Genomic DNA, 19,973 nt, shown 5'->3' with positions numbered 1-19,973 from the left:
CTGGCTACAAAGAATCTCAACTGTGGGAGCGAGCCTGCTCGCTCCCACAGGGAGGTTAGGCGTTTCGCAGAACTGCTTTAACCGCTGCCACCGAACGCTCTACATCGGCCTTGGTCATTGCCGTAAACATCGGTAACGACACGATCAGGCGCCCGACACGTTCTGCAATCGGGAACATCCCTTCTTTAAAGCCCAGAGCACGGTACAAGCTCAGCAAGTGAATGGGCGGGTAGTGATAGCCCACGCCGACACCCAGGGCTTGCATGTCTTTCATGAAGGTTGCACGTGCGGGCTGACCGTCCTTGCGCTCAGGCAGCACAAGCTGGAACAGATGCCAGTTGGTGTTGTTGAAATCTGCAACCGGCAGTTGTGCGCCGTATTGCGTTTCAAACTCAGGCCCGAAGCATTCGAAGTAATGCTTGGCCAATTCCCGACGATGGGCAGTGATGGTTTCGATATGGGCAAACTGACCCAGACCAATCGCAGCAGCGATGTCGGTCATATTGAACTTGCCACCCAGCACGTCGACATCCAGCCCATCGAAGCCGGTGCGAGTTACACCCTGCAGGCGGTATTTTTCGGCCAGCCGTGCTTCTTCTTCATTGTTCAACACCAGGCACCCACCCTCGGATGAGGTGATGTTCTTGTTGGCCTGAAAACTGAACGATACAAAATCGCCCCGTGCGCCAATACGCTCACCCTGCCAGCTGGAACCCAGCGCTTGAGCGGCGTCTTCAACGACGCGCAGGTTGTGTTTTTTGGCCAGCGCGTAGAGCGCCTCCATGTCCACTGGCAAGCCCGACAGGTACACAGGGATGATTGCCTTGGTGCGCGGGGTGATGGCTGCTTCGAGTTTGGCCAGATCGATATTGCGTGTCACCGGATCGATATCGGCAAAGACCGGCGTCGCGCCGACTTCGATAATCACGTTAGCGGTGGCCACCCAAGAAATAGGCGTGGTGATGACTTCATCGCCCGCACCAATGCCAGCGATGCGCAACGCGATTTCCATCGTGCAGGTGCCGGAGTTGAAGGTGCGCACGGGGCGCCCGCCAAAGTACTCGGACAACTGTGCTTCGAAAGCCTGGACCTTGGGTCCGCTGGTTATCCAGCCCGAGCGTAAAACGTCGCCCACAGCAGCAATGGTGGCTTCATCAATGGTGGGTTTGGAAAACGGCAGGAAAGGCAGCGAGCTCATAGAGGCATGACGTCCGATGTGAATGAGTTTGGAGGACCAAAAGCAATAGCATAGCGCTCAAGATCATACCCGGAGGATCATTCACATCCGGTGAAAATTCTGTATGGCAGCTGAATCAATAAGACAAGTGCTTCACCTGTAGCCGCTGCCGCAGACTGCGATGAGGTCCGAAGGCTCTTCAGGATTTCAGGGCAGCTTCGCAACCCATCGCGGCCTGCGGCAGCAGCTACAAGGGGAGGCTTTTACTCGGCAGTAGCGTTTTTAACCAGAATTGCGTTGGCCAGGTCCATGTCGCTAACGTTCATGTTCGGGTTATCAGCGCGCACTTGTTGCATGGCCGATTCCAGGTACGGTCCACGAATCGAACCGTTGCTGGCAACGAAGCTGCCGGCGTCATCTTGAGCGGCGATAACCTTGCGGTCTTTTTTGAAGGTCAGGTAGGTAGACCCGGTTGTTGCACCGGAAGACAGCACATTACGCCAGAAGCTGTCGGCCATTGCAGACCCAACAGGAAGAGACAGCAAGGCGATAGTGGCTACAGCATATTTGAGGCGCATGACGGTGACTCCGAATAGATTAGCTATCGAGTTTGATTGCAAATTGCACCCAGGAGTTCCGTAACGTCAGGGTACAATTTCTACGCTCAACACTGTTCCGTTTTGGGCGGTAACGCGAACCGGCGTTCCCACCGCGGCGTCAGGCCCTACGGCTATCCAGACGCTGTCGCCGACCTTGATTTTGCCCCGCCCCTCCACAATCGCCTGTTGAACGACGAAGGTACGGCCGATCAATTCATGACCACGCTGATTCAGGTTGGGTTGGTCGCCACTTTCGGCCTTGCCGCGCTGGCGCCGCCACCAGTACACCGCGGTGAGGATCGCCAGCACCCCAAACAAGGGAAGTTGCAGTGTCCAGGGCAGTTCGGGGATCACAAAGGTTACAAGCCCGACAATAATGCCGGCTATGCCTGTCCATAGCAGATAACCTCCGGCGCCAAATACCTCCAGAATCAACAGTGCCGTTCCCAGCGCCAGCCAGTCCCAGTAGTTCAGGTGTTGCAGAAACTCCCACATGTATCAGACCTTTTTGGAATCAAAGGTAGCTTTGACGATTTCGCCGATGCCGCCCACTGCGCCGATAACCTGGCTGGCTTCCAGCGGCATGAGGATGACTTTGCTGTTGTTGGCAGAAGCCAGCTTGCCCAGTGCATCGATATATTTTTGCGCCACGAAGTAGTTGATCGCCTGCACGTTACCTGTGGCAATGGCTTCGGAGACCACTTGCGTTGCCCGAGCTTCCGCTTCGGCCTGTCGCTCGCGGGCTTCAGCTTCGAGAAACGCGGCCTGACGACCCCCTTCGGCTTCGAGGATCTGTGCCTGCTTCTTACCTTCGGCAGTCAAGATTGCCGAGGCTCGCAGCCCTTCAGCTTCAAGGATTTGTGCGCGCTTGATACGTTCGGCTTTCATCTGTCCGGACATGGCGGCCATCAGGTCGGCGGGCGGACTGATGTCCTTGATCTCGATGCGGGTGATCTTGATGCCCCAGGGGGCCGTCGCTTCATCCACGGTGCGCAGCAGCTTTTCATTGATCCCGTCACGCTGACTGAGCATGGCATCCAGCTCCATCGAGCCCAGCACGGTCCGGATGTTGGTTTGCAGCAGGTTACGGATGGCGTGTTCGAGATTGTTGACCTCATATGCAGCCTGAGCCGTATTGACCACCTGGAAAAAACACACGGCATCGATCTGTACGGTGGCGTTATCGGCGGTGATCACTTCTTGCGGCGGGATATCCAGCACGCTTTCCATCACGTTGATCTTGCGCCCGATGCGGTCCATCACCGGAATGATGATGTTCAGGCCCGGCTTGAGGGTGTTGGTGTAACGCCCGAAGCGCTCCACCGTCCATTGATACCCTTGCGGAACCACCTTGAAGCCCATGAAGAGCATGGCGATAGCCAAGGCAACAAATAACAGGATCACAGTACCCGCTTGCATAACCATTCCTTGTTTTGAGGTGTAAGAAACAAACGAACGAGGAGTGTAACGATCAAAAAATAGGCGCAACTGTTTAAATTTTAGTCAAAAGAATTCAACTACGCGGGGGTAACTCGCAAGGCTTCTTCCATGGAAGTCGTCCCGTTGGCGACTTTGTGGGCTGCGGCCAGCCTCAGACTGAGCATGCCCTGCGCGTGCGCCTGGCGACGAATGGCGTTCAGCTCCGTGTCAGGGCCAATCAGGGTTTTGATTTTATCGCTGATTAACATCACTTCGAAGATGCCGATTCGCCCGCTGTAACCGGTGTCTCGACATTGCGCGCAGCCAGTGGCCCGCCAGGTACAGGCGGGCAGTGAGCCGGGCCAGGTCGGGGTAAAGCCCTGCCAGTCGCTCAGGCTCAGTGGCTGCTCGTTCCTGCAGTCAGTGCACAGGGTTCGGACCAGACGTTGGGCCATGACCCCCAATAGCGTGGCTTTGATCAAGTAGGGTGCTACTCCCAGTTCTTGCAGGCGGCTGATGGCGCTGGGGGCGTCATTGGTGTGCAGGGTAGAAAGCACCAGATGTCCGGTCAGCGCCGCCTGAATGGCCACTTCTGCGGTCTCCAGGTCACGTATTTCACCCAGCATGATGATGTCCGGATCCTGGCGCATCAATGCCCGTACGCCGTTGGCGAAGGTCAGGTCAATGTTGGGTTGAACCTGCATCTGATTAAAGGCTGGTTCAATCATCTCGATGGGGTCTTCGAGGGTGCACAGGTTGATTTCTGGAGTGGCCAGTTGTTTGAGCGTTGCATACAGGGTGCTGGTTTTGCCTGAGCCGGTAGGGCCGGTAATTAAAATAATGCCGTTGGGCCGGCGGGTCATGTGTTGCCAGCGTTGCAGGTCTTCGGGGCACAGGCCTAACTGGTCGAAATTTTTCAGCAGGACCTGCGGATCAAAAATACGCATTACCATTTTTTCGCCAAAAGCGGTGGGCAAGGTGGCGAGGCGCAGCTCAACTTCAGCGGCGCCCGGGGGCCTGGTTTTTATTCGACCGTCCTGAGGTTTACGTTTTTCGGCGACATTCATCCGGCCCAGGCTCTTGAGGCGACTGACGACGGCCACGGTCACCTGCGGCGGGAACTGGTAGACATCATGCAGCACGCCATCGATACGAAAGCGCACACAACCCTGCTCACGCCGCGGCTCTATGTGGACATCACTGGCACGTTGCTCAAAGGCGTACTGAAACAGCCAGTCGACGATATTTACAATGTGCGCGTCATTGGCATCTGGCTCACGGGCGCCTGTGCCCAGGGTCAGTAGCTGTTCGAGGTTGGTTTGTGGGCTGGTTTTCTGATCGTTTAGCGCGGCTCCGGTGACCGATTTGGCCAGTTGGAAAAACTCCACGCCCAGACGCTGGATTTCCAGAGGGTTTGCAATTACCCGCCTGACAGGGCGCTTGAGCATCTGGCGTAAATCCGACTCCCAACTGCTGACCCAAGGCTGGCAGCTGGCGATGGTGATACCCCTGTCATCGACAGCCACCGCCAGGATTACGTGGCGTTGGGCAAAGGCGAAGGACATCAGTCCTGTCACTGTGGCGGCGTCTATCTTGAGCGGATCCAGGCGCAGATAGGGTTGTTCTACGTGGTCGGCGAGCCAGGCGGTGAGGGTTTCAATATCGAGGGTTTTACCTGCCCGGCTGGGGTCACAGAGCTGTTGTTCTGCCAGAAACACCAGCGGGTGCAAGGCTGCGTTGGAGGCTTGGCGCCACGCAATCAACACCTGTTCGGTGCAGCCTTGGGGGATACGGTTTTGGGCATGCAACGCGGCTAACAGGTCATTGAGGTCAAGCCACTGGTCATGGGACGGGTAGATGCGCATAAAAGCTCCTTTGGGCATCGGCTCAGACAGATCCTTGTCTGGCCGTGAACGCCAAAGCCTAGTCGCGCCGCTTTCAGCTTCACGTGCTCAATGGTTGCGAACTATTGCCCCGAGACTTGCAGAAAAGACGCTTTGGCCGACTGCACGGGGTGCAGCTCCATGTCTAATACGCTGATTAGATTGCGCAGTTTTTCACCAATGATCTGAGCCCGATGCCAGCTCTGCTCATGACTCTGGATTTCGATGCTCAACGTGTCCTGATCGCGCACCACCTCCACCTGCTGCGGGATCAGTTGCTGCAAGGCAAACAGATTGAGTACACGGCATAGCACATCAGCATCGGCATCCGCCTGGATGCGGTAGAGCACCGGGCAGGGTGCTGCGTTACTGGCCCAGACGTCGGGGCGCAGTGTGTGGTTGACGACTTCCAGATGGGACATGCAAAGGCTCCTGTTCAGGCTGGAGAAATATTTACACGCCACGGGAGAAACTTTTTATCTAAGATGGTTTAAATCAACGATAAATAGACTTGATCAAGTCGCAAATGGTTAATTTAAAGGTGTTTTTATGCAGGGTGAACTGGATGCTTACGACCGACGCATTTTGGCGCTGCTGCAAGAGGATGCATCTCTATCGAGTGCGCAGATCGCCGAAAAGGTGGGGTTATCACAATCACCCTGCTGGCGGCGTATTCAGCGAATGAAGGATGAGGGCATCATTCGCGGCCAGGTGACCCTGCTCGATCGCAAGAAAATCGGCCTTAACACGCAAATTTTTGCCGAGATCAAACTCAATGCCCACGGGCGTTCCAACTTCACCGAGTTCACCGACGCGATTCGCGGTTTCCCCGAGGTGCTGGAGTGTTACGTGCTGATGGGGTCGGTGGATTTTCTGCTGCGGATCGTGACTGCCGACATCGAAGCCTACGAGCGGTTTTTCTTCGAAAAACTGTCGATGGTCCCGGGTATTCAAGAGGTGAACTCCATCGTGGCGTTATCAGAAATCAAATCCACCACCTGTCTGCCGGTCTGATCCCCGCCACAAAAAAAAACGGCCTTCACGAAGAAGGCCGTTTTGGATTTACACCTGTTGTATCAATGCACAAACAAGGCAATCAGAATAATGATCGGGATAGGGATACCGAGAAAAAACAGCAATAGTGAGCGCATTTTCATTCTCCAGAATTATTAATAAACAGCCGGCTTGGTGGTGTGTTCCACGTAGCTCACAGCATCACGTTGACGACCGCCAAACGTGGCGCAGAGGCTGGCGAAAAATGCACCCAGCAGCAGGCTGATAAACATCCACAGGGTGGTCCAGGCGGCGACTTTGGCGGCGGTGTCTGCGGCTTCCTTGGCTTTTACCTTGGCGTCTTCAACTGCCTGATGAGCTTTGGCATAGACCTGGTCTACCCGTTGCTCGGCTTCGGCCTGGCTGAGGTTGGTCCGCTGAGCGACGATTTGCGCCAGATAGGTACGGTCCTCACCGCTTAACTGGCCATCGTTGCCCAGGCTGCGAACAAAGATGCGGGTCACGATGCCGTGGGCGGCGTCTTCGCTGACAGCGGTGCCGCGATCATCGCGAAACAGGGTGTCGATAAAGTAATCAGAGCTATTGCCCGTATTTTTATCGGCGTGGCTGGCGGCCGCGGTGCTCATGGCAGAAGCAGCACCCGAAGCGACATTGGCGCCCGCTTGAACGCCGCTGCCTATCACGCTGCTGATCGAGCCTGCGATCAAGGTTGCCGTTACCAGCGTGGCAACAGCCCAGGATAAAAAGCCATGGGCGGTATCTCGAAAGTACACTTCATCGCCATGCATGTTGGCCCATTTGACCCGCAAGCGGCCGGCCAGATAACCGCCCATCCCTGAAGCAATGATTTGAGTGAGGGCCAGCCAGACAATGGCAGTAATGCCCAGGCCTTTGGCACCCACGCCTTCATTGGCCCACGGTGAAACTGCCGAAAAGCCCAGGCCTGCGCCCAGCATAATCAGCAGCAGAGATAGTGCGGCAGCGGTGGCTGCACCCGCAAAGATGGCGGCCCAGGAAACACCTGAGTGGCCAGAGGAATCTTGCAGGGCTGCGGGAGAGTGCTCAGTTGTCCCGATCATTATTGTTGTGCTCCTGAATGGTAGGAAGTGCAGCGTTCATTCAAGAGATTGCAGGTCACATGCCAACAGCGTGCGTGCGAGTAACTCCATATTTTTCAATAAGTTAATTTTTAATTGAATTTCGGGTGCATGCACTTTGCATGATTGACGCTGTTGCAGGCGGGCGTAATGCATTGAAACAATTTTACGAAAACAGACGCAGGCCAAAAAAAACGGGAGCCTTTCGGCTCCCGTTCTTTTGGTGATCAATGATGACGATGCTTGTTCTTTTTGCGATGACCATACGCGTGGCCACGACCACGGTTGTCGTCGCGGTAGTAGCGACGGTTATCGCGATCGCGATAGCGACGATCTTCGGCGTCGCTTTTATTGCCCATGTAGTTACCCAGCGCGCCACCGGCACCACCGCCAGCGGCTGAGCCGACCAGAGCACCCGTGCTGCCGCCGACACTGCGACCCAGCACGTTGCCGCCTGCAGCACCCAGTGCGCCACCAATGGCTGCTTCGCCACGGCTGCGTTTGTCGGCACCCACGGCACTGCCTGCCGCGCCACCCACGCCTGCGCCAATGGCAGAACCGGTCGAGCCGCCGAGCTGTTGACCAACCACGGCGCCAAGAACCCCGCCTAATGCGCCGCCTACACCGGCTTCGGTGGTGCCACCGGCCGAGGCTACGCCACTGACCAGGCCAAGGGACAACAAGAGAATCGAGGTGAGCTTCATAGATGAGCCTCAAAGAGATGACGGCGCGATCCTGAGGCTGTCGGTGATGAGTGACAATCGAAATCCGACGAGTAGCACGAGTTGTACACAATTCTATAAGTTGTTGTTTTTACTGGGGAACTTAATTGATTTTTGGGGGTCTGTTTACTAGTTCGATGAGGCCTCTTTTGTAGGAAAGAGGCCTTTTTTGTGCCTGAAATTTGGATGGGATGGGTTTCAAATGTGGGAGCGGGCTTGCTCGCGATTCGGTCGCTGCGGTCGGTCAATCAAACCGCGGCGACCGAATCGCGAGCAAGCCCGCTCCTGCACCTCAAGCTGCGTCAGCTGGCCTTGGCCATAATCAGTTTTGACGGGCTGGCTGCTTCCAGGCAGATGGCCACGAACTTGGAGGTAGGCGTGTGGCTGCCATCCCCTGTGCTTTCCAGCGGCACCAGTGGATTGACCTCCGGGTAATACGCCGCGGCTTGCCCGGCAGGAATATCAAACGCCAGCAAGGTGAAGTTTTTGACCCGGCGCTCGTGCTGGTCATCCCAAATTGAAACGATGTCGACTTTCTGTCCTGGCTTGAAGCCCAGGCGGATGATGTCGGCTTCGTTGACGAACAACACGTCACGCTGGCCCTTGACCCCACGATAGCGGTCATCGAGGCCATAAATGGTGGTGTTGTACTGATCATGGGAGCGCATCGACTGCAAAATCAGGTCGGGCAGTTGGCCGGTGGCGCGGGTGCGTGCATCCACCAGGTCTTGCGGCAGCACGTTGGGCCGGAAGTTGGCGCGTTGGGTGGGCGTGTTCCACTGCCGCGCACCGGCCGAGTTGCCCAGGTAGAAACCGCCGGGGTGTTGAAGCCGTGTATTGAAGTCCTTGAAGCCGGGGATGGTGTCGGCGATCAGTTCGCGAATACGTCGGTAGTCGCCCACCACCCAACTCCAGTCAATCGGATGAGTGCCCAGCGTGGCGGCGGCGATCCCGGCAATGATCGCGGGCTCCGAACGCATCTGGTTCGACAGTGGCTGCAACTGGCCATTGGAGTCATGAACCATGCTGAAGGAATCTTCCACCGTGACGGCTTGCGGGCCTTCAGCCTGAATGTCGATATCGGTGCGACCCAGGCACGGCAAAATCAGCGCTTCTTTACCGTGCATCAGGTGGCTACGGTTGAGCTTGGTGCTGATCTGTACGGTCAGGTCGCAATTGCGCAGCGCCTGTGCGGTACGCGGGCTGTCCGGGGTGGCCTGGGCGAAGTTGCCGCCCAAGCCGATAAACACCTTGGCACGCCTTTCAAGCATGGCGTGGATGGCTTCAACCACGTTGTGACCGTTTTCACGGGGCACCTTGAACTGAAAGCGACGTTCCAGGGAGTCCAGGAAGGCCACTGGTGGGCGTTCGTTGATGCCCATCGTGCGGTCACCCTGCACGTTACTGTGGCCGCGAACCGGACACAGGCCGGCGCCAGGGCGGCCGATATTGCCGCGCAGCAGCATCAGGTTGGCGATTTCCTGAATGGTCTGCACCGAGTGCCGATGTTGGGTGATGCCCATCGCCCAGCACATGATGACGTTCTTGCCCTTGAGGTACATGCGAGCGGCGCGCTCGATATCCACCAGGGTCAGGCCCGATTGCTCCACAAGGTGATCCCACGAAGTGTCATCGAGGCTGGAGATGTAATCGAGGATGCCAGCGGTGTGCTCATTCAAGAAAGCGTGATCGAAGACAGCCGGTTCGCCTGCGGCCTGGGCATCGCGCTCCCACTGCAACAGAAACTTGGCCATGCCGCGCAACAGCGCCATGTCGCCGCCCAATGCCGGGCGCAAATAGGCCGTGTTGGTCGGGCGGTCGCCGTTGGTGAGCATTTCCAGCGGGTGTTGCGGATGCTGAAAACGTTCCAGCCCACGCTCTTTGAGCGGGTTGACGCACACCACCTGTGCACCGCGTTTTACCGCTTCACGCAATGGCTCAAGCATCCGCGGGTGGTTGGTGCCGGGGTTTTGCCCCAGTACGAAAATCGCATCGGCGTGTTCGAAATCGTCAAACGTCACCGTACCTTTGCCCACCCCGATACTTTGCGCCAATGCCACGCCACTGGCCTCGTGGCACATATTTGAGCAATCCGGGAAATTGTTGGTACCGAACGAGCGCACAAACAGTTGGTACAAGTACGCGGCTTCATTGCTGGCCCGGCCCGAGGTGTAGAACTCGGCTTCGTTGGGGCTGGCCAGGTTGAGCAAGTGCCTGGCGATCAAGGCGAACGCGGCGTCCCAACTGATAGGGGTGTAGCGGTCGGTTTCAGGGTTATAGCTCATGGGCTCGGTCAGGCGGCCCTGATATTCAAGCCAGTAATCGCTTTGCTCCAACAGTGCGCTGACGCTGTGCTTGGCGAAGAACGCGGCATCGACACGACGTTTGGTCGCTTCCCAGTTCACCGCCTTGGCGCCGTTCTCGCAGAACTTGACCAGGCCGCTCTCCGGCGAATCACCCCAAGCGCAGCCCGGGCAGTCGAAGCCGCCGTTCTGGTTGGTCTTGAGCATCATGCGCAGGTTTTTCAGCGCGTTGTCGCTGGTCAACCAGGCTTGCGCCACACTGATCAGCGCGCCCCAGCCACCGGCTGGGCCTTTGTAGGGCTTGTAGCGGGGAGTCGGGGTTTTATCGGCTTGATGGTGTGTGCTCACGGTTGATTCTCCTGCGCCGGGCTGTACACCCGTGGTGCGCTTTTTTGTGGCAGATGAATAAGGTTGAGGTTGTGGCGCCGTGCCCATTGCAGCGCCAGGCCCGTGGGCGAGGACAGGCTGATCAGGGTCTGGATACCGGCGCGCAACACTTTTTGAATGAGTTCAAGGCTGCAACGGCTGGTGACGATCGCCGCGCCGCCCGCCAGATCGATGTCTTGGCGCACCAGCGCACCGATCAATTTATCGAGGGCGTTGTGGCGGCCAATGTCTTCACGACCCATCAGCAATTGGCCCTGCCCGTCCATGTAAACAGCTGCGTGGACCGCGCCGCAGTGCTGGCCCAGCGGTTGAAAATCACTGATGCGCTGGCGCAAACCGTCCAGCCACTGTGCGGGTGGCAACGGTGCGCCGGGCAGCACCTTGAGGTCAGGCAGGGCTTGTTCGACCGCTTCTACGCCGCACAAACCGCAGCCGCTGGTACCGGCCAGTTGTCGGCGTTGCTGTTTGAGGTTCCAGAAGGCACGGCTGGCGATCTCGACTTGCGCGTATTGGGCTGAACCGGCGCCTGTGAGCGTGAGGTCGTAGATTTCGCTGGCGTCATGAATGATGCCGCTGCCCAGACTGAAGCCGACGATGAAGTCTTCGAGATCGGTGGGCGTGACCAGCATCACGGCCTGGCTGATGCCGTTGTAGGCAATTGCCAGTGCGACTTCTTCGGCCAAGGCCGTTTGCGCACCGCTGCTGTGATCCAGGGTGACGTAGTCATAGTTCTGGCTGGCAGCAGGCGCGGGCGTAACAGAAGCGGGCGCCGCGCACAGGGGGCGCTTGGCGTTCATAAGGCTGTACCAACGTTCAATTCAGCTCTTAGCCTAGGCGCGACACAGTGTCGCGTCTAATCGCTAGTGCTGATCTATTGATAGATGGCGTCGATCAAGAAGGGTTTTGTGATTTCTGATAAAGCGCAAAACAGGCTTCAGCAAGGGCCGATCGCGGGGCCGTGCGGCGCATGATCAAACCCAGTCGGGCGAGGGTGCGCGCGTCTGCAATCGGGTGCAGGCGCAGATCATCGGTCAACGCTTGCAGCCCGCCTTCAAGCGGCATCACCGCGCAGCACAGCCCGCCGTGGACAGCTTGCAACAGTTGATGAACGGCATCGGTTTGCAGCAACGGTTGTGGCGTGAGGCCACGGCTGTGGAAGTTGTAGTCGATGGACTGGCGAAAGTGCATACCGCTGCTGAGCAGGCCCAGCGGCAACTCAATGAGCGCCTCCCAGCTCAGGGGCTGATCACCAAAGCTGAAATACCGTTGGTCGTACAGCAGGCCCATACGGGTCTCGTCCAGTGCAAGTGAGTCAAAGCGTTCCTGGTCGAGGCGCTCGAGGTACGAGACGCCTACATCCAGCCGATTGCTGGCCAGTTGTTCGAGGATTTGCTCAGAGCTCAGAGCCGATAGCTCGAAGCGCAACTCGGGATGCTCCTGATGCAGGCGCTGCAATAAAGGCAGCGGATCGAAACTGGACAGCGGGACGACGCCCAGGCGCAAGGTGCCGATCAGGTTGCCGCGACAGGCGGCCGCTTCTGCCTGCAAACCGTCGTAGGCGGCCAGCACGGTCCGGGCCCAGGCGAGTACGCGCTCGCCGGGTGCGGTGAAACTTTCAAATCGCTGTCCGCGATTGACCAGTTGCAGGTCGAGTTCCTGCTCAAGGCTGCGCAAACGCATGGACAAGGTGGGTTGTGTGATGTGGCAGCGGGCGGCAGCCTGGCCGAAATGCCGGGTTTCATCGAGGGCAATGAGGAATTTCAGCTGTTTGATGTCCATCGTCGCTCCCGGCGCAATTGAGTGGGCGATTCTAGCGCGCTTGCTCCCGTCAATGATGGTCTACGCTCATGGGTCTGGATCTTCCAACCCTAGGAGCGTGTTTTATGAGCATTTTCAGCTTTGTGAAAGAAGCCGGCGAAAAACTGATCGATCTGCTGACCCCCGGCAATGCCAATGCCAGTGAGGAACTCAAGAAACACGTACAGGAAGTGGGCCTGGGCAATCCAAATATCACCGCCACCGTTGACGGTGACAAAGTGACGGTCAGTGGCGAAGTGGCCACGCAGGAAGAGAAAGAAAAAATCATTCTGGCCGCCGGGAACATCGCAGGCGTGGCCAGTGTTGATGATCAAATCACGGTCACTGGCCCGACCGTTGTCGCTTCGCGTTTTGTGGTAGTGAAAAAGGGCGACACCTTGAGCGCGATTTCATTGCAGGTGTATGGCAACGCCAACCAGTACAACAAAATCTTTGAAGCCAACAAACCCATGCTCAAGGATCCAAACAAGATCTACCCGGGTCAGACGCTGCGTATTCCTGAGTAAGCCGGCGGCATCTTGTGGGAGCGAGCCTGCTCGCGAATGCACTTCGCGAGCAGGCTCGCTCCCACAGGTTCAGAGACTCACAGTCCTTCCAGCAACTCGCGATAATCCCCCAGCGCGGTGAATTCCTCGGTGTCCTTCGGGCCTTTTTTGCTGTCAGGCTGTTTGACGGCCAGTAAGTGAGCCACGCCAAAATCACGGGCACTTCGCAAAATGGGCAGGGTGTCATCGATAAACAGGCTGCGGGCCGGATCAAAGCCGATATCGGCTTGCAGTGCATCCCAAAAGGCCGGGCTTTCCTTGGGGAAACCGTAATCATGGGAGCTGATCAGGCGCTCGAAATAAGGCGCCAGCTCAATGCGCTCCAATTTCAATGACAACGAATCTCGGTGGGCGTTGGTGATCATGATCACGCGCTTGCCCGCCTGCTTGATCGCTGCCAAAAACGTGTCGGCGTCGGGACGCAAGGCAATCAGATGAGCAGTTTCAAGCTTGAGTTCGCGTACCGGGATCTTCAGCTCGCGGCTCCAGAAATCCAGGCAATACCACTTCAACTGACCGGCATTGCCCTCAAACAGCGGCGTGAGTTCCAGATCCGCCATTGCCCGGCTGATGCCATGCAACTCGGCATAGCGCTGAGGCAGGTGTTCGAGCCAGAAGTGATTGTCGTAGTGCAGGTCGAGCAGCGTGCCGTCCATGTCGAGCAGCACGGTATCGATGTCGCGCCAAGGTAAAACGGTCATGCAAAACTTCTCCCACAGGTAAAAATTTCCGACACAGACAATCGGAAAAGCCGGGGTATAGTACCCCGTTCATATTGAGGAGCCGCTATGCGCCAAAAACCCACCGTACTTGCCCGTGAAATTGTTGCCAGCAGCCGATTATTTCGGGTCGAAGAAGTGAAGTTGCGCTTCTCCAATGGCGTTGAACGTACTTACGAACGGTTGGTGGGGCGCGGCAACGGCTATGGCGCAGTAATGATTGTGGCCATGATCGACGCCGAACACGCCATTTTGGTCGAAGAATATTGCGGTGGCACTGATGAATACGAAGTGTCGCTGCCCAAAGGCCTGATCGAACCGGGTGAAGATATACTGGCCGCCGCTGAGCGCGAGCTGAAGGAAGAGGCCGGTTACGGCGCTCGCCAGCTTGAGCATCTGACCGAGCTGTCTCTGTCCCCGGGTTACATGAGCCAAAAAATCCAGGTGGTAATGGCCACTGATCTTTACGAAGCGCATCTGGAAGGCGACGAACCTGAGCCGATGCGCGTTGATCGGGTTAATTTGCGTGAATTGTCGAGCCTGGTGCTCAATCCGCAATTCAGCGAAGGCCGGGCCCTGGCTGCCCTGTATCTGGTGCGTGACCTGTTGACCCAGCGCGGAGTGTTTCAGCCGTGAGTGGTTTGCCGCATCCGTTGCTTGAAGGTGTCATCACTCTGGCCCATGCCGCTGGCGAAGCGATCTTGCCGTTCTGGCGGGCCGGTGTTGAAGTCACCGCAAAGGCCGATGATTCACCGGTAACAGCCGCCGATCTGGCAGCTCACCATGTGTTGCTCGACGGCCTCACGGCGCTGGATCCGAGCATTCCGGTACTGTCGGAAGAAGACGCCAATATCCCCCAGGCCGTAAGGGCCGGATGGACGCGCTGGTGGTTGGTTGATCCGCTGGATGGCACCAAAGAATTCATTTCGGGCAGTGAAGAGTTCACCGTCAATATTGCGCTGATCGAACAGGGCCGTGTGGTGTTCGGCGTGGTCTCCATGCCTACCAGCCGCCGTTGTTACTACGGCGGCGCGGGTTTGGGCGCTTGGCGGGCGGATGGCGGTGTGACTGTACCCATCAGTGTGCGCAACACGCCGCCTGAAGGCGGGGCGTTGACCGTGGTTGCCAGCCGCCGGCATTCCAGTCCTGAGCAAGAACGCTTGCTGACCGGGTTGAGTGAGCATCTGGGCGAGTTGCAGCTGACCTGCGTGGGCAGTTCGTTGAAGTTTTGCCTGCTGGCCGAAGGGGCTGCCGATTGCTATCCGCGGCTGGCGCCAACTTCGCAGTGGGACACGGCGGCGGCTCAAGGCGTCCTGGAGGGGGCAGGTGGAGTGGTGCTGCAACTGGATGGCGAGCCGTTCAGCTACCCGGCCCGTGAGTCGTTGCTCAATGACTCGTTTTTGGCGTTGCCTGCCAAGGCACCGTGGCGTGAAAAACTGCTGGATCTGGCACAAGGCTGACTTTCATCTGTGGGAGCGGGCTTGCTCGCGATGGCATCGACGCGGTTCAACTGAAAGACCGCAGCGTCTGCATCGCGAGCAAGCCCGCTCCCACATAAACTGAATCAGTGATGCAACACATACTGCCCGCTAAACCTCACCGCATCTTCCCCGCCCTGTGCATTGATCACCCGCGTGTCCAGCGTCAACCGCGCACGGCCGTGGCGCTTGTACATGGCCAGGAATTTGGTCCAGGCTGCTTCACCCGGCGCATCACACAGTGCGATGGCGTCCTGGGTCACGGGCAGCGGGTAACTGATATGACCTTCCTGAATCACGATGTGCCCGTCATCAATCCCCGCCTCGCGCAAGCTCAAGTGCAGCCAGCCCCAGCCCGCCAGCACCGCGCCGCAGTACAGGCTGCCGCCAAACATGGTGCTCTTGTGGTTGATATTGGCCTCAAGCGGCAACTGCAGGCGCAATTGCCTGTCTTGCCAGCTCACGACCTTGAGGCCCATTTCACGGGTGAGCGGAATGTCGTGATGGAGAACGGATTCCAGATAACGACTGTCGCGGTTCATGCAATGGCCTCTTTAATCAAGTTCATCAGGGTGAGGATGACTGGCGCTGTCGAAGTTGAGTCCATGCTTGCGCAGTTTGTCGTGCAGGGTTTTGCGCGGTACGCCCAAGGCTTCGGCCAGGCTGCGCATCGAGCTGTGAGAGCGCTCAAGTTCGGCGGCGATAAGGCTTTTTTCAAAGTGTTCGACCTGCTCGCTCAGCCCCCCCGACACTTCATGCCCGGTTGATTCCTTGCCGTCAGCCGAGTCGTCCAGCGCCAGCTCAAGGCCAAGGGCGAAACGCTCGGCGACGTTTTGCAGTTCACGCACGTTGCCCGGCCAGTTATGCCGCAGTAACAAGGCCCGTTGCGCCGGTTGCAGGACGTTGGGCGTCAGATCGTGGCGCACGCTGGCTTCGCCGGCAAAGTAATCAAACAGCATCAGGACGTCTTCACCCCGTTCACGCAAGGGCGCGATACGCAGGGGGGCAACGTTCAGCCGGTAATACAAGTCGGCGCGAAAGCGGCCCTGATCGGCGGATTGGCGCAGGTCTTCCTTGGTGGCGGCGATGACCCGGATATCCAGCGGGATCAGTTGATTGCCGCCCAGACGCTCGACCACGCGTTCTTGCAGCATGCGCAGCAATTTGACCTGCACATCCAGGCTCATGCTTTCGATTTCATCGAGGAACAGCGTGCCGCCATTGGCAAACTCAAATTTGCCGATACGGCGCTTTTGCGCGCCGGTAAAGGCTCCCGGCTCGTGGCCGAACAGCTCGCTTTCAACCACCGATTCGGCCAGGGCCCCGGCGTTGATTGCCACAAACGGGCCGTTGCGTCGGCTCGACAAGTCATGCAGCGCCCGGGCGACAACTTCCTTGCCCGAGCCGGTTTCGCCCAGAATCAACACATCGGCCTTGGTCGCTGCCAGCGCGCCAATTTGCTCGCGCAAGCGCAACATGGCTGCAGACACCCCAACCAGCCGCGAGCTCAGTAGCTGGCGATCACTCAGGGCCAGGCGCAGGCTGCGGTTATCCAGCACCAGAGCACGCAAGGCCAGGGCCCGGCGCACGCTGTCGAGCAACGCGTCGCTGGCAAAAGGTTTTTCGAGAAAGTCATAGGCGCCAGAGCGCATGGCCTGAACCGCCAGCGGCACATCGCCGTGACCGGTAATCAGCAGCACGGGCAGTTCCGGGTCCTGGCCATGCAGTTGAGCGAGCAACTCAAGACCGTCCATACCCGGCATGCGGATATCACTGACCACCACCCCCGGCCAGTCGCGGCCGATGCGTTCGGCAAGACCGTTTGCTTCGGCCAGCGGCAACACATTGAGGCCCGCAAGGTCCAGGGTTTGAAACAGGGCCTGGCGCAGGTGCGGGTCATCATCGATCAGGATGACCTGAACGCGTGGATCGATGGGCTGGCTCATGACCTGGAGTCCTCCGAGGCTTGCAAACTCACGCCTGGCGCCCCTGCGCGCAGTCGTAAGGTAATTAAGGCACCGCCTTCCTTGTGGTTGGCGAACAACAACTCGCCGCCAAACGCACGGATCAGCGTGTCGCAAATGGCCAGTCCCAGGCCCAAGCCCTGGGTGCGGGTCTTGGTGGTGTAGAAAGGCTCACCGGCGCGGCCCAACGCTTCCAGGCAAAACCCCGGGCCGTTGTCGCGAATGTACACCGTGACGCCTTCGGCCGTGGATTGGGCACTTAGCCACAAGCGTCTGGGCGGGCCTTTTTCGGTCAGAGCATCTAGGGCGTTGGCCAGCAGGTTGCCCAGTACCTGGCGCAAGCGGGTTTCCCCGGCTTCGACCCACAGCGTGGCAGCAGGCAAATCGCGGATCAGTTCGACTTCCATGCTGCGCCGACGTTTGGCCAGTAATGCCAGTGCGTCGTCCAGTGCCGGTTGCAGGGCGACACTTTCAGGCGCATGACGATCACGGCGGGCGAAGGCCCGCAGGTGGGCAATGATCGAAGACATGCGTCCGGTCAGCTCATTGATCAGCTTGAGGTTGCCGCGTGCGTCCTCGATGCGCTGGTGATCGAGCAGCACTTCGGCGTTCTCTGCATAACTGCGGATGGCCGCCAGCGGCTGGTTGAGCTCGTGACTGATGCTGGCTGACATGGTGCCCAGCGCCGACAGCTTGCCGGCCTGCACCAGATCGTCCTGGGCGCGCACCAGTTCCTGTTGCGCATGTTCGCGCTCCAGTACTTCTTCACGCAGCAGCCGGTTGAGCCCTTCGAGGTCGCTGGTCCGCTCTGCCACACGCATTTCAAGTTCACGGCGCGCCTTGGCTTCAAACGCGATGCGGTCCAGGTAATGGCGCCGACGTTGCATCATCAAGCCGATCAGCAGCATGACTACCAGCAAGGTGGCGCCACCGATAGCCAGCACCGTGCGCACCGAGCGGTCGATCAGCGTACGAGGGGCAAGAATGTTGACACTCCACCCGGTCTCATCGATTTTTTGGGTTTGCACCAGCCAGGCATTGAGGTCCAGGTTCAGCGGTTTAGGGTCGCTGGTCGGGTAGGGCAGGATGGCGAAAATGGCCTGACGCTCTTCTGGCGACAACTCGCGGGTGGCTCTAAAACGCCATTCCGGACGCGAAGTGAGGATCACCACGCCATTGCTGTCGGTTGCCAGCAGTTGCTCGGGTGTGTTGCCCCACAACTGTTCGGTGTGGTCCAGATCAACCTTGACCACCAGCACGCCGAGTTTTTTATCGCCGTCGAGTATGGGGGCCGCGAAGTAATAACCGCGTTTGCCGGAGGTGGTACCCAGCCCGAAAAAGCGCCCCAGCTTGCCTTCCATCGCCTCGCTGAAATACGGACGGAACGCAAAATTGCGCCCGATAAAACTGTCGGCTTGATCCCAGTTCGAGGTGGCCAGGGTATCGCCATGGGTGTCCAGCAAGTACATGACCACTGCGCCGGTCTGGTTACTGATGTCATCCAGCAAGCGGTTGGCCTTGGCCTGGGCTTGGGCATCCTCAGGGTTGGCCAGCACGGCGCGAAGGTCTGGCAGCTCGCCGAGAATCTGCGGAAGCACCTCATAGCGATGCAGCGTGCCCAGCAGGTTGGCGACGTACAGGTCTAGGGTCTGGCGATTTTGCCCGGCCAGTTCGCTGCGGTAATAGCGTTCGGCCAGGTGCTGCAGCGGCCACAACAAAGGGGCGAGGCACAACGCCAACAAGGCCAGGCTGCGCCAGCGGGGTCTGCGAGGAACTGAGGAGGTGGTGATCATCGGGAGGCTGCGCCGCAAGAGTACGGCGCAGTATACCTGTGCAGAGCCCCTGTAGCCGCTGCGGCAGCGGCTACAGAAATACGTCAACCGTGGGAGCGAGCCTGCTCGCGAAGATCATTCGCGAGCAGGCTCGCTCCCACGGGGGGCTTTAACCGCTAACAAAGTATTTACAGAGAGTTAGCGGGCCAAGCACTCACGCAACGCGGTTTGCCAGTCGGGCTGAGTGACGTGCCACTCGCGGGCCAGGCGACTGCAATCCAGTCGCGAGTTTTGTGGCCGGGCTGCGGGCGTCGGGTAGGCGCTTGCAGGGATTGGCTCCAGAGTCGCGCACGACTTGCCTTGGGCGCTCAGGTGCTCGGCAATGGCCTGGGTGAAGCCAAACCATGAGGTTTCACCCTGAGCGGTCAAGTGATACGTACCCCAGGGCCCTGCTTCGCCGGCTTGCCAGCGCTCGATCAACGCCCGTGTGCTCTGGGCGATGGTACCGGCCCAGGTCGGTGCGCCGATCTGGTCAGCCACCACGCGCAGTTCCGGCCGCTCTTGCAATAGGCGCTGCATGGTCAGCAGGAAGTTCTTGCCGTGGGTCGAGTACACCCAACTGGTGCGCAGGATCAAATGCTCAGCTCCGCTCGCAGCGATGGCCAGTTCACCCGCCAGCTTGCTTTTGCCGTAGACGCCCAAGGGGTTGGTGGCATCGTCTTCGGTGTAAGGCGCAGACTTGCGGCCATCGAACACGTAATCGGTGGAATAGTGGATCAGCGGGATGCCCAGGGCCGCCGCTTCTTCAGCAAACACACCGGGGGCAATGCTATTGATGGCGAACGCCAGCTCAGGCTCGCTTTCAGCCTGGTCCACGGCGGTGTGTGCGGCTGCATTGATGATCAAGTCAGGCCTGTGGGCCCGTACCTGGCTGCGGATTTGCCCGGGTACGGCCAGATCAAGCACATCGCGTCCCAGCACAACCAGCTCGCCCAGACCGGCAAGGTGCTTTTGCAACTCAACCGCCACTTGGCCGGTTTTGCCACTGATCAGGATTTTCAAAGAAGCTGCTCCAT

20 protein-coding genes are annotated in these 19,973 nt (G+C 58.5%); 4 read left to right on the top strand and 16 right to left on the bottom strand.

The genetic code is table 11. The annotated features are described in order from the left end of the window. Positions 1–55: 55 nt before the first annotated feature. From TU76_RS18140 to TU76_RS18115, 6 genes are all read right to left on the bottom strand, one after another. The gene (locus TU76_RS18140; RefSeq protein WP_019824508.1) at positions 56–1,198 is read right to left on the bottom strand and encodes a DegT/DnrJ/EryC1/StrS family aminotransferase; all 1,143 of its coding nucleotides are present in this window, start codon (positions 1,196–1,198) and stop codon (positions 56–58) included. 242 nt (positions 1,199–1,440) lie between these two features. After that, on the bottom strand, positions 1,441–1,755 hold the full coding sequence (locus tag TU76_RS18135; RefSeq protein WP_048352259.1) for a DUF2388 domain-containing protein: 315 nt from the start codon (positions 1,753–1,755) through the stop codon (positions 1,441–1,443). A 66-nt stretch (positions 1,756–1,821) separates the two neighbouring features. After that, positions 1,822–2,271 carry an NfeD family protein gene (locus TU76_RS18130; protein WP_048352258.1) on the bottom strand — a complete coding sequence of 150 codons (450 nt, stop codon included), beginning with the start codon at positions 2,269–2,271 and terminating at the stop codon, positions 1,822–1,824. 3 nt (positions 2,272–2,274) lie between these two features. Further along, positions 2,275–3,195 carry an SPFH domain-containing protein gene (locus tag TU76_RS18125; RefSeq protein ID WP_019824512.1) on the bottom strand — a complete coding sequence of 307 codons (921 nt, stop codon included), beginning with the start codon at positions 3,193–3,195 and terminating at the stop codon, positions 2,275–2,277. Between the two features lie 98 nt (positions 3,196–3,293). Next, positions 3,294–5,060: a type IV pilus assembly ATPase TfpB gene (gene tfpB, locus TU76_RS18120; RefSeq protein WP_048352257.1), complete on the bottom strand. Its 1,767-nt coding sequence runs from the start codon at positions 5,058–5,060 to the stop codon at positions 3,294–3,296. Positions 5,061–5,161: 101 nt separating this feature from the next. Next, entirely contained in the window at positions 5,162–5,500 is a 339-nt protein-coding gene (locus tag TU76_RS18115; RefSeq protein WP_048352256.1) for a hypothetical protein, read from the bottom strand. A gap of 127 nt (positions 5,501–5,627) precedes the next feature. On the opposite strand from TU76_RS18115, the gene TU76_RS18110 reads away from it, so the two are divergent. Continuing rightward, positions 5,628–6,092, top strand: a complete 465-nt coding sequence (locus TU76_RS18110; RefSeq protein WP_019824516.1) for an Lrp/AsnC family transcriptional regulator — start codon at positions 5,628–5,630, stop codon at positions 6,090–6,092. Between the two features lie 155 nt (positions 6,093–6,247). Here TU76_RS18110 and TU76_RS18105 read toward each other — a convergent pair whose 3' ends face one another. From TU76_RS18105 to TU76_RS18085, 5 genes are all read right to left on the bottom strand, one after another. Then, entirely contained in the window at positions 6,248–7,171 is a 924-nt protein-coding gene (locus TU76_RS18105; protein ID WP_046810430.1) for a hypothetical protein, read from the bottom strand. A gap of 245 nt (positions 7,172–7,416) precedes the next feature. Then, the gene (locus tag TU76_RS18100; RefSeq protein ID WP_019824518.1) at positions 7,417–7,893 is read right to left on the bottom strand and encodes a glycine zipper domain-containing protein; all 477 of its coding nucleotides are present in this window, start codon (positions 7,891–7,893) and stop codon (positions 7,417–7,419) included. Positions 7,894–8,213: 320 nt separating this feature from the next. Then, positions 8,214–10,562, bottom strand: a complete 2,349-nt coding sequence (locus TU76_RS18095; protein ID WP_019824520.1) for an FdhF/YdeP family oxidoreductase — start codon at positions 10,560–10,562, stop codon at positions 8,214–8,216. Continuing rightward, positions 10,559–11,398: a formate dehydrogenase accessory sulfurtransferase FdhD gene (gene fdhD / locus TU76_RS18090; protein ID WP_048352255.1), complete on the bottom strand. Its 840-nt coding sequence runs from the start codon at positions 11,396–11,398 to the stop codon at positions 10,559–10,561. Before fdhD ends, TU76_RS18095 begins: the two co-directional genes overlap by 4 nt. Before the next feature lie 94 nt (positions 11,399–11,492). Then, positions 11,493–12,380 (bottom strand): LysR family transcriptional regulator, encoded by an 888-nt coding sequence (locus TU76_RS18085; protein WP_019824732.1) that lies wholly within the window; start codon positions 12,378–12,380, stop codon positions 11,493–11,495. 104 nt (positions 12,381–12,484) lie between these two features. On the opposite strand from TU76_RS18085, the gene lysM reads away from it, so the two are divergent. Further along, positions 12,485–12,925: a peptidoglycan-binding protein LysM gene (lysM, locus tag TU76_RS18080; RefSeq protein ID WP_019824735.1), complete on the top strand. Its 441-nt coding sequence runs from the start codon at positions 12,485–12,487 to the stop codon at positions 12,923–12,925. A gap of 77 nt (positions 12,926–13,002) precedes the next feature. Here the strand turns inward: lysM and yrfG are convergent, their stop codons facing one another. Continuing rightward, complete coding sequence (gene yrfG / locus TU76_RS18075) at positions 13,003–13,665, bottom strand: GMP/IMP nucleotidase (RefSeq protein WP_019824737.1); 663 nt, start codon at positions 13,663–13,665, stop codon at positions 13,003–13,005. An 87-nt stretch (positions 13,666–13,752) separates the two neighbouring features. Here yrfG and nudE point away from each other — a divergent pair, with 87 nt between their 5' ends. Then, the gene (gene nudE / locus TU76_RS18070) at positions 13,753–14,319 is read left to right on the top strand and encodes an ADP compounds hydrolase NudE (protein ID WP_048352254.1); all 567 of its coding nucleotides are present in this window, start codon (positions 13,753–13,755) and stop codon (positions 14,317–14,319) included. Then, a complete protein-coding gene (gene cysQ / locus TU76_RS18065) occupies positions 14,316–15,143 on the top strand; it encodes a 3'(2'),5'-bisphosphate nucleotidase CysQ (protein ID WP_046810315.1) in 828 nt (275 codons plus the stop codon). Before nudE ends, cysQ begins: the two co-directional genes overlap by 4 nt. A gap of 104 nt (positions 15,144–15,247) precedes the next feature. Here cysQ and TU76_RS18060 read toward each other — a convergent pair whose 3' ends face one another. From TU76_RS18060 to rfbD, 4 genes are all read right to left on the bottom strand, one after another. Then, positions 15,248–15,703 carry a thioesterase domain-containing protein gene (locus TU76_RS18060; protein ID WP_048352253.1) on the bottom strand — a complete coding sequence of 152 codons (456 nt, stop codon included), beginning with the start codon at positions 15,701–15,703 and terminating at the stop codon, positions 15,248–15,250. Positions 15,704–15,715: 12 nt separating this feature from the next. Further along, a complete protein-coding gene (locus tag TU76_RS18055; protein ID WP_019824746.1) occupies positions 15,716–17,107 on the bottom strand; it encodes a sigma-54-dependent transcriptional regulator in 1,392 nt (463 codons plus the stop codon). Beyond that, positions 17,104–18,918 (bottom strand): sensor histidine kinase, encoded by a 1,815-nt coding sequence (locus tag TU76_RS18050; protein ID WP_048352252.1) that lies wholly within the window; start codon positions 18,916–18,918, stop codon positions 17,104–17,106. Before TU76_RS18050 ends, TU76_RS18055 begins: the two co-directional genes overlap by 4 nt. Before the next feature lie 177 nt (positions 18,919–19,095). Continuing rightward, positions 19,096–19,959 carry a dTDP-4-dehydrorhamnose reductase gene (gene rfbD / locus TU76_RS18045; RefSeq protein ID WP_048352251.1) on the bottom strand — a complete coding sequence of 288 codons (864 nt, stop codon included), beginning with the start codon at positions 19,957–19,959 and terminating at the stop codon, positions 19,096–19,098. Between the last annotated feature and the right edge of the window lie 14 nt (positions 19,960–19,973).

This window comes from Pseudomonas psychrophila, assembly GCF_001043005.1.
In the GTDB taxonomy this organism is placed as follows: domain Bacteria; phylum Pseudomonadota; class Gammaproteobacteria; order Pseudomonadales; family Pseudomonadaceae; genus Aquipseudomonas; species Aquipseudomonas psychrophila.
This window is presented reverse-complemented; position numbering and strand designations above follow the sequence as displayed.

What these genes read in the sequence shown, in the direction of transcription:
- TU76_RS18100 (WP_019824518.1), bottom strand. Translation starts at nt 7,893, where the DNA reads ATGAAGCTCACCTCGATTCTCTTGTTGTCCCTTGGCCTGGTCAGTGGC.
- TU76_RS18105 (WP_046810430.1), bottom strand. Translation starts at nt 7,171, where the DNA reads ATGATCGGGACAACTGAGCACTCTCCCGCAGCCCTGCAAGATTCCTCT.
- TU76_RS18055 (WP_019824746.1), bottom strand. Translation starts at nt 17,107, where the DNA reads ATGAGCCAGCCCATCGATCCACGCGTTCAGGTCATCCTGATCGATGAT.
- nudE (WP_048352254.1), top strand. Translation starts at nt 13,753, where the DNA reads ATGCGCCAAAAACCCACCGTACTTGCCCGTGAAATTGTTGCCAGCAGC.
- tfpB (WP_048352257.1), bottom strand. Translation starts at nt 5,060, where the DNA reads ATGCGCATCTACCCGTCCCATGACCAGTGGCTTGACCTCAATGACCTG.
- TU76_RS18060 (WP_048352253.1), bottom strand. Translation starts at nt 15,703, where the DNA reads ATGAACCGCGACAGTCGTTATCTGGAATCCGTTCTCCATCACGACATT.
- TU76_RS18140 (WP_019824508.1), bottom strand. Translation starts at nt 1,198, where the DNA reads ATGAGCTCGCTGCCTTTCCTGCCGTTTTCCAAACCCACCATTGATGAA.
- TU76_RS18130 (WP_048352258.1), bottom strand. Translation starts at nt 2,271, where the DNA reads ATGTGGGAGTTTCTGCAACACCTGAACTACTGGGACTGGCTGGCGCTG.
- lysM (WP_019824735.1), top strand. Translation starts at nt 12,485, where the DNA reads ATGAGCATTTTCAGCTTTGTGAAAGAAGCCGGCGAAAAACTGATCGAT.
- TU76_RS18110 (WP_019824516.1), top strand. Translation starts at nt 5,628, where the DNA reads ATGCAGGGTGAACTGGATGCTTACGACCGACGCATTTTGGCGCTGCTG.
- TU76_RS18135 (WP_048352259.1), bottom strand. Translation starts at nt 1,755, where the DNA reads ATGCGCCTCAAATATGCTGTAGCCACTATCGCCTTGCTGTCTCTTCCT.
- fdhD (WP_048352255.1), bottom strand. Translation starts at nt 11,398, where the DNA reads ATGAACGCCAAGCGCCCCCTGTGCGCGGCGCCCGCTTCTGTTACGCCC.
- TU76_RS18050 (WP_048352252.1), bottom strand. Translation starts at nt 18,918, where the DNA reads ATGATCACCACCTCCTCAGTTCCTCGCAGACCCCGCTGGCGCAGCCTG.
- TU76_RS18085 (WP_019824732.1), bottom strand. Translation starts at nt 12,380, where the DNA reads ATGGACATCAAACAGCTGAAATTCCTCATTGCCCTCGATGAAACCCGG.
- yrfG (WP_019824737.1), bottom strand. Translation starts at nt 13,665, where the DNA reads ATGACCGTTTTACCTTGGCGCGACATCGATACCGTGCTGCTCGACATG.
- TU76_RS18115 (WP_048352256.1), bottom strand. Translation starts at nt 5,500, where the DNA reads ATGTCCCATCTGGAAGTCGTCAACCACACACTGCGCCCCGACGTCTGG.
- TU76_RS18125 (WP_019824512.1), bottom strand. Translation starts at nt 3,195, where the DNA reads ATGCAAGCGGGTACTGTGATCCTGTTATTTGTTGCCTTGGCTATCGCC.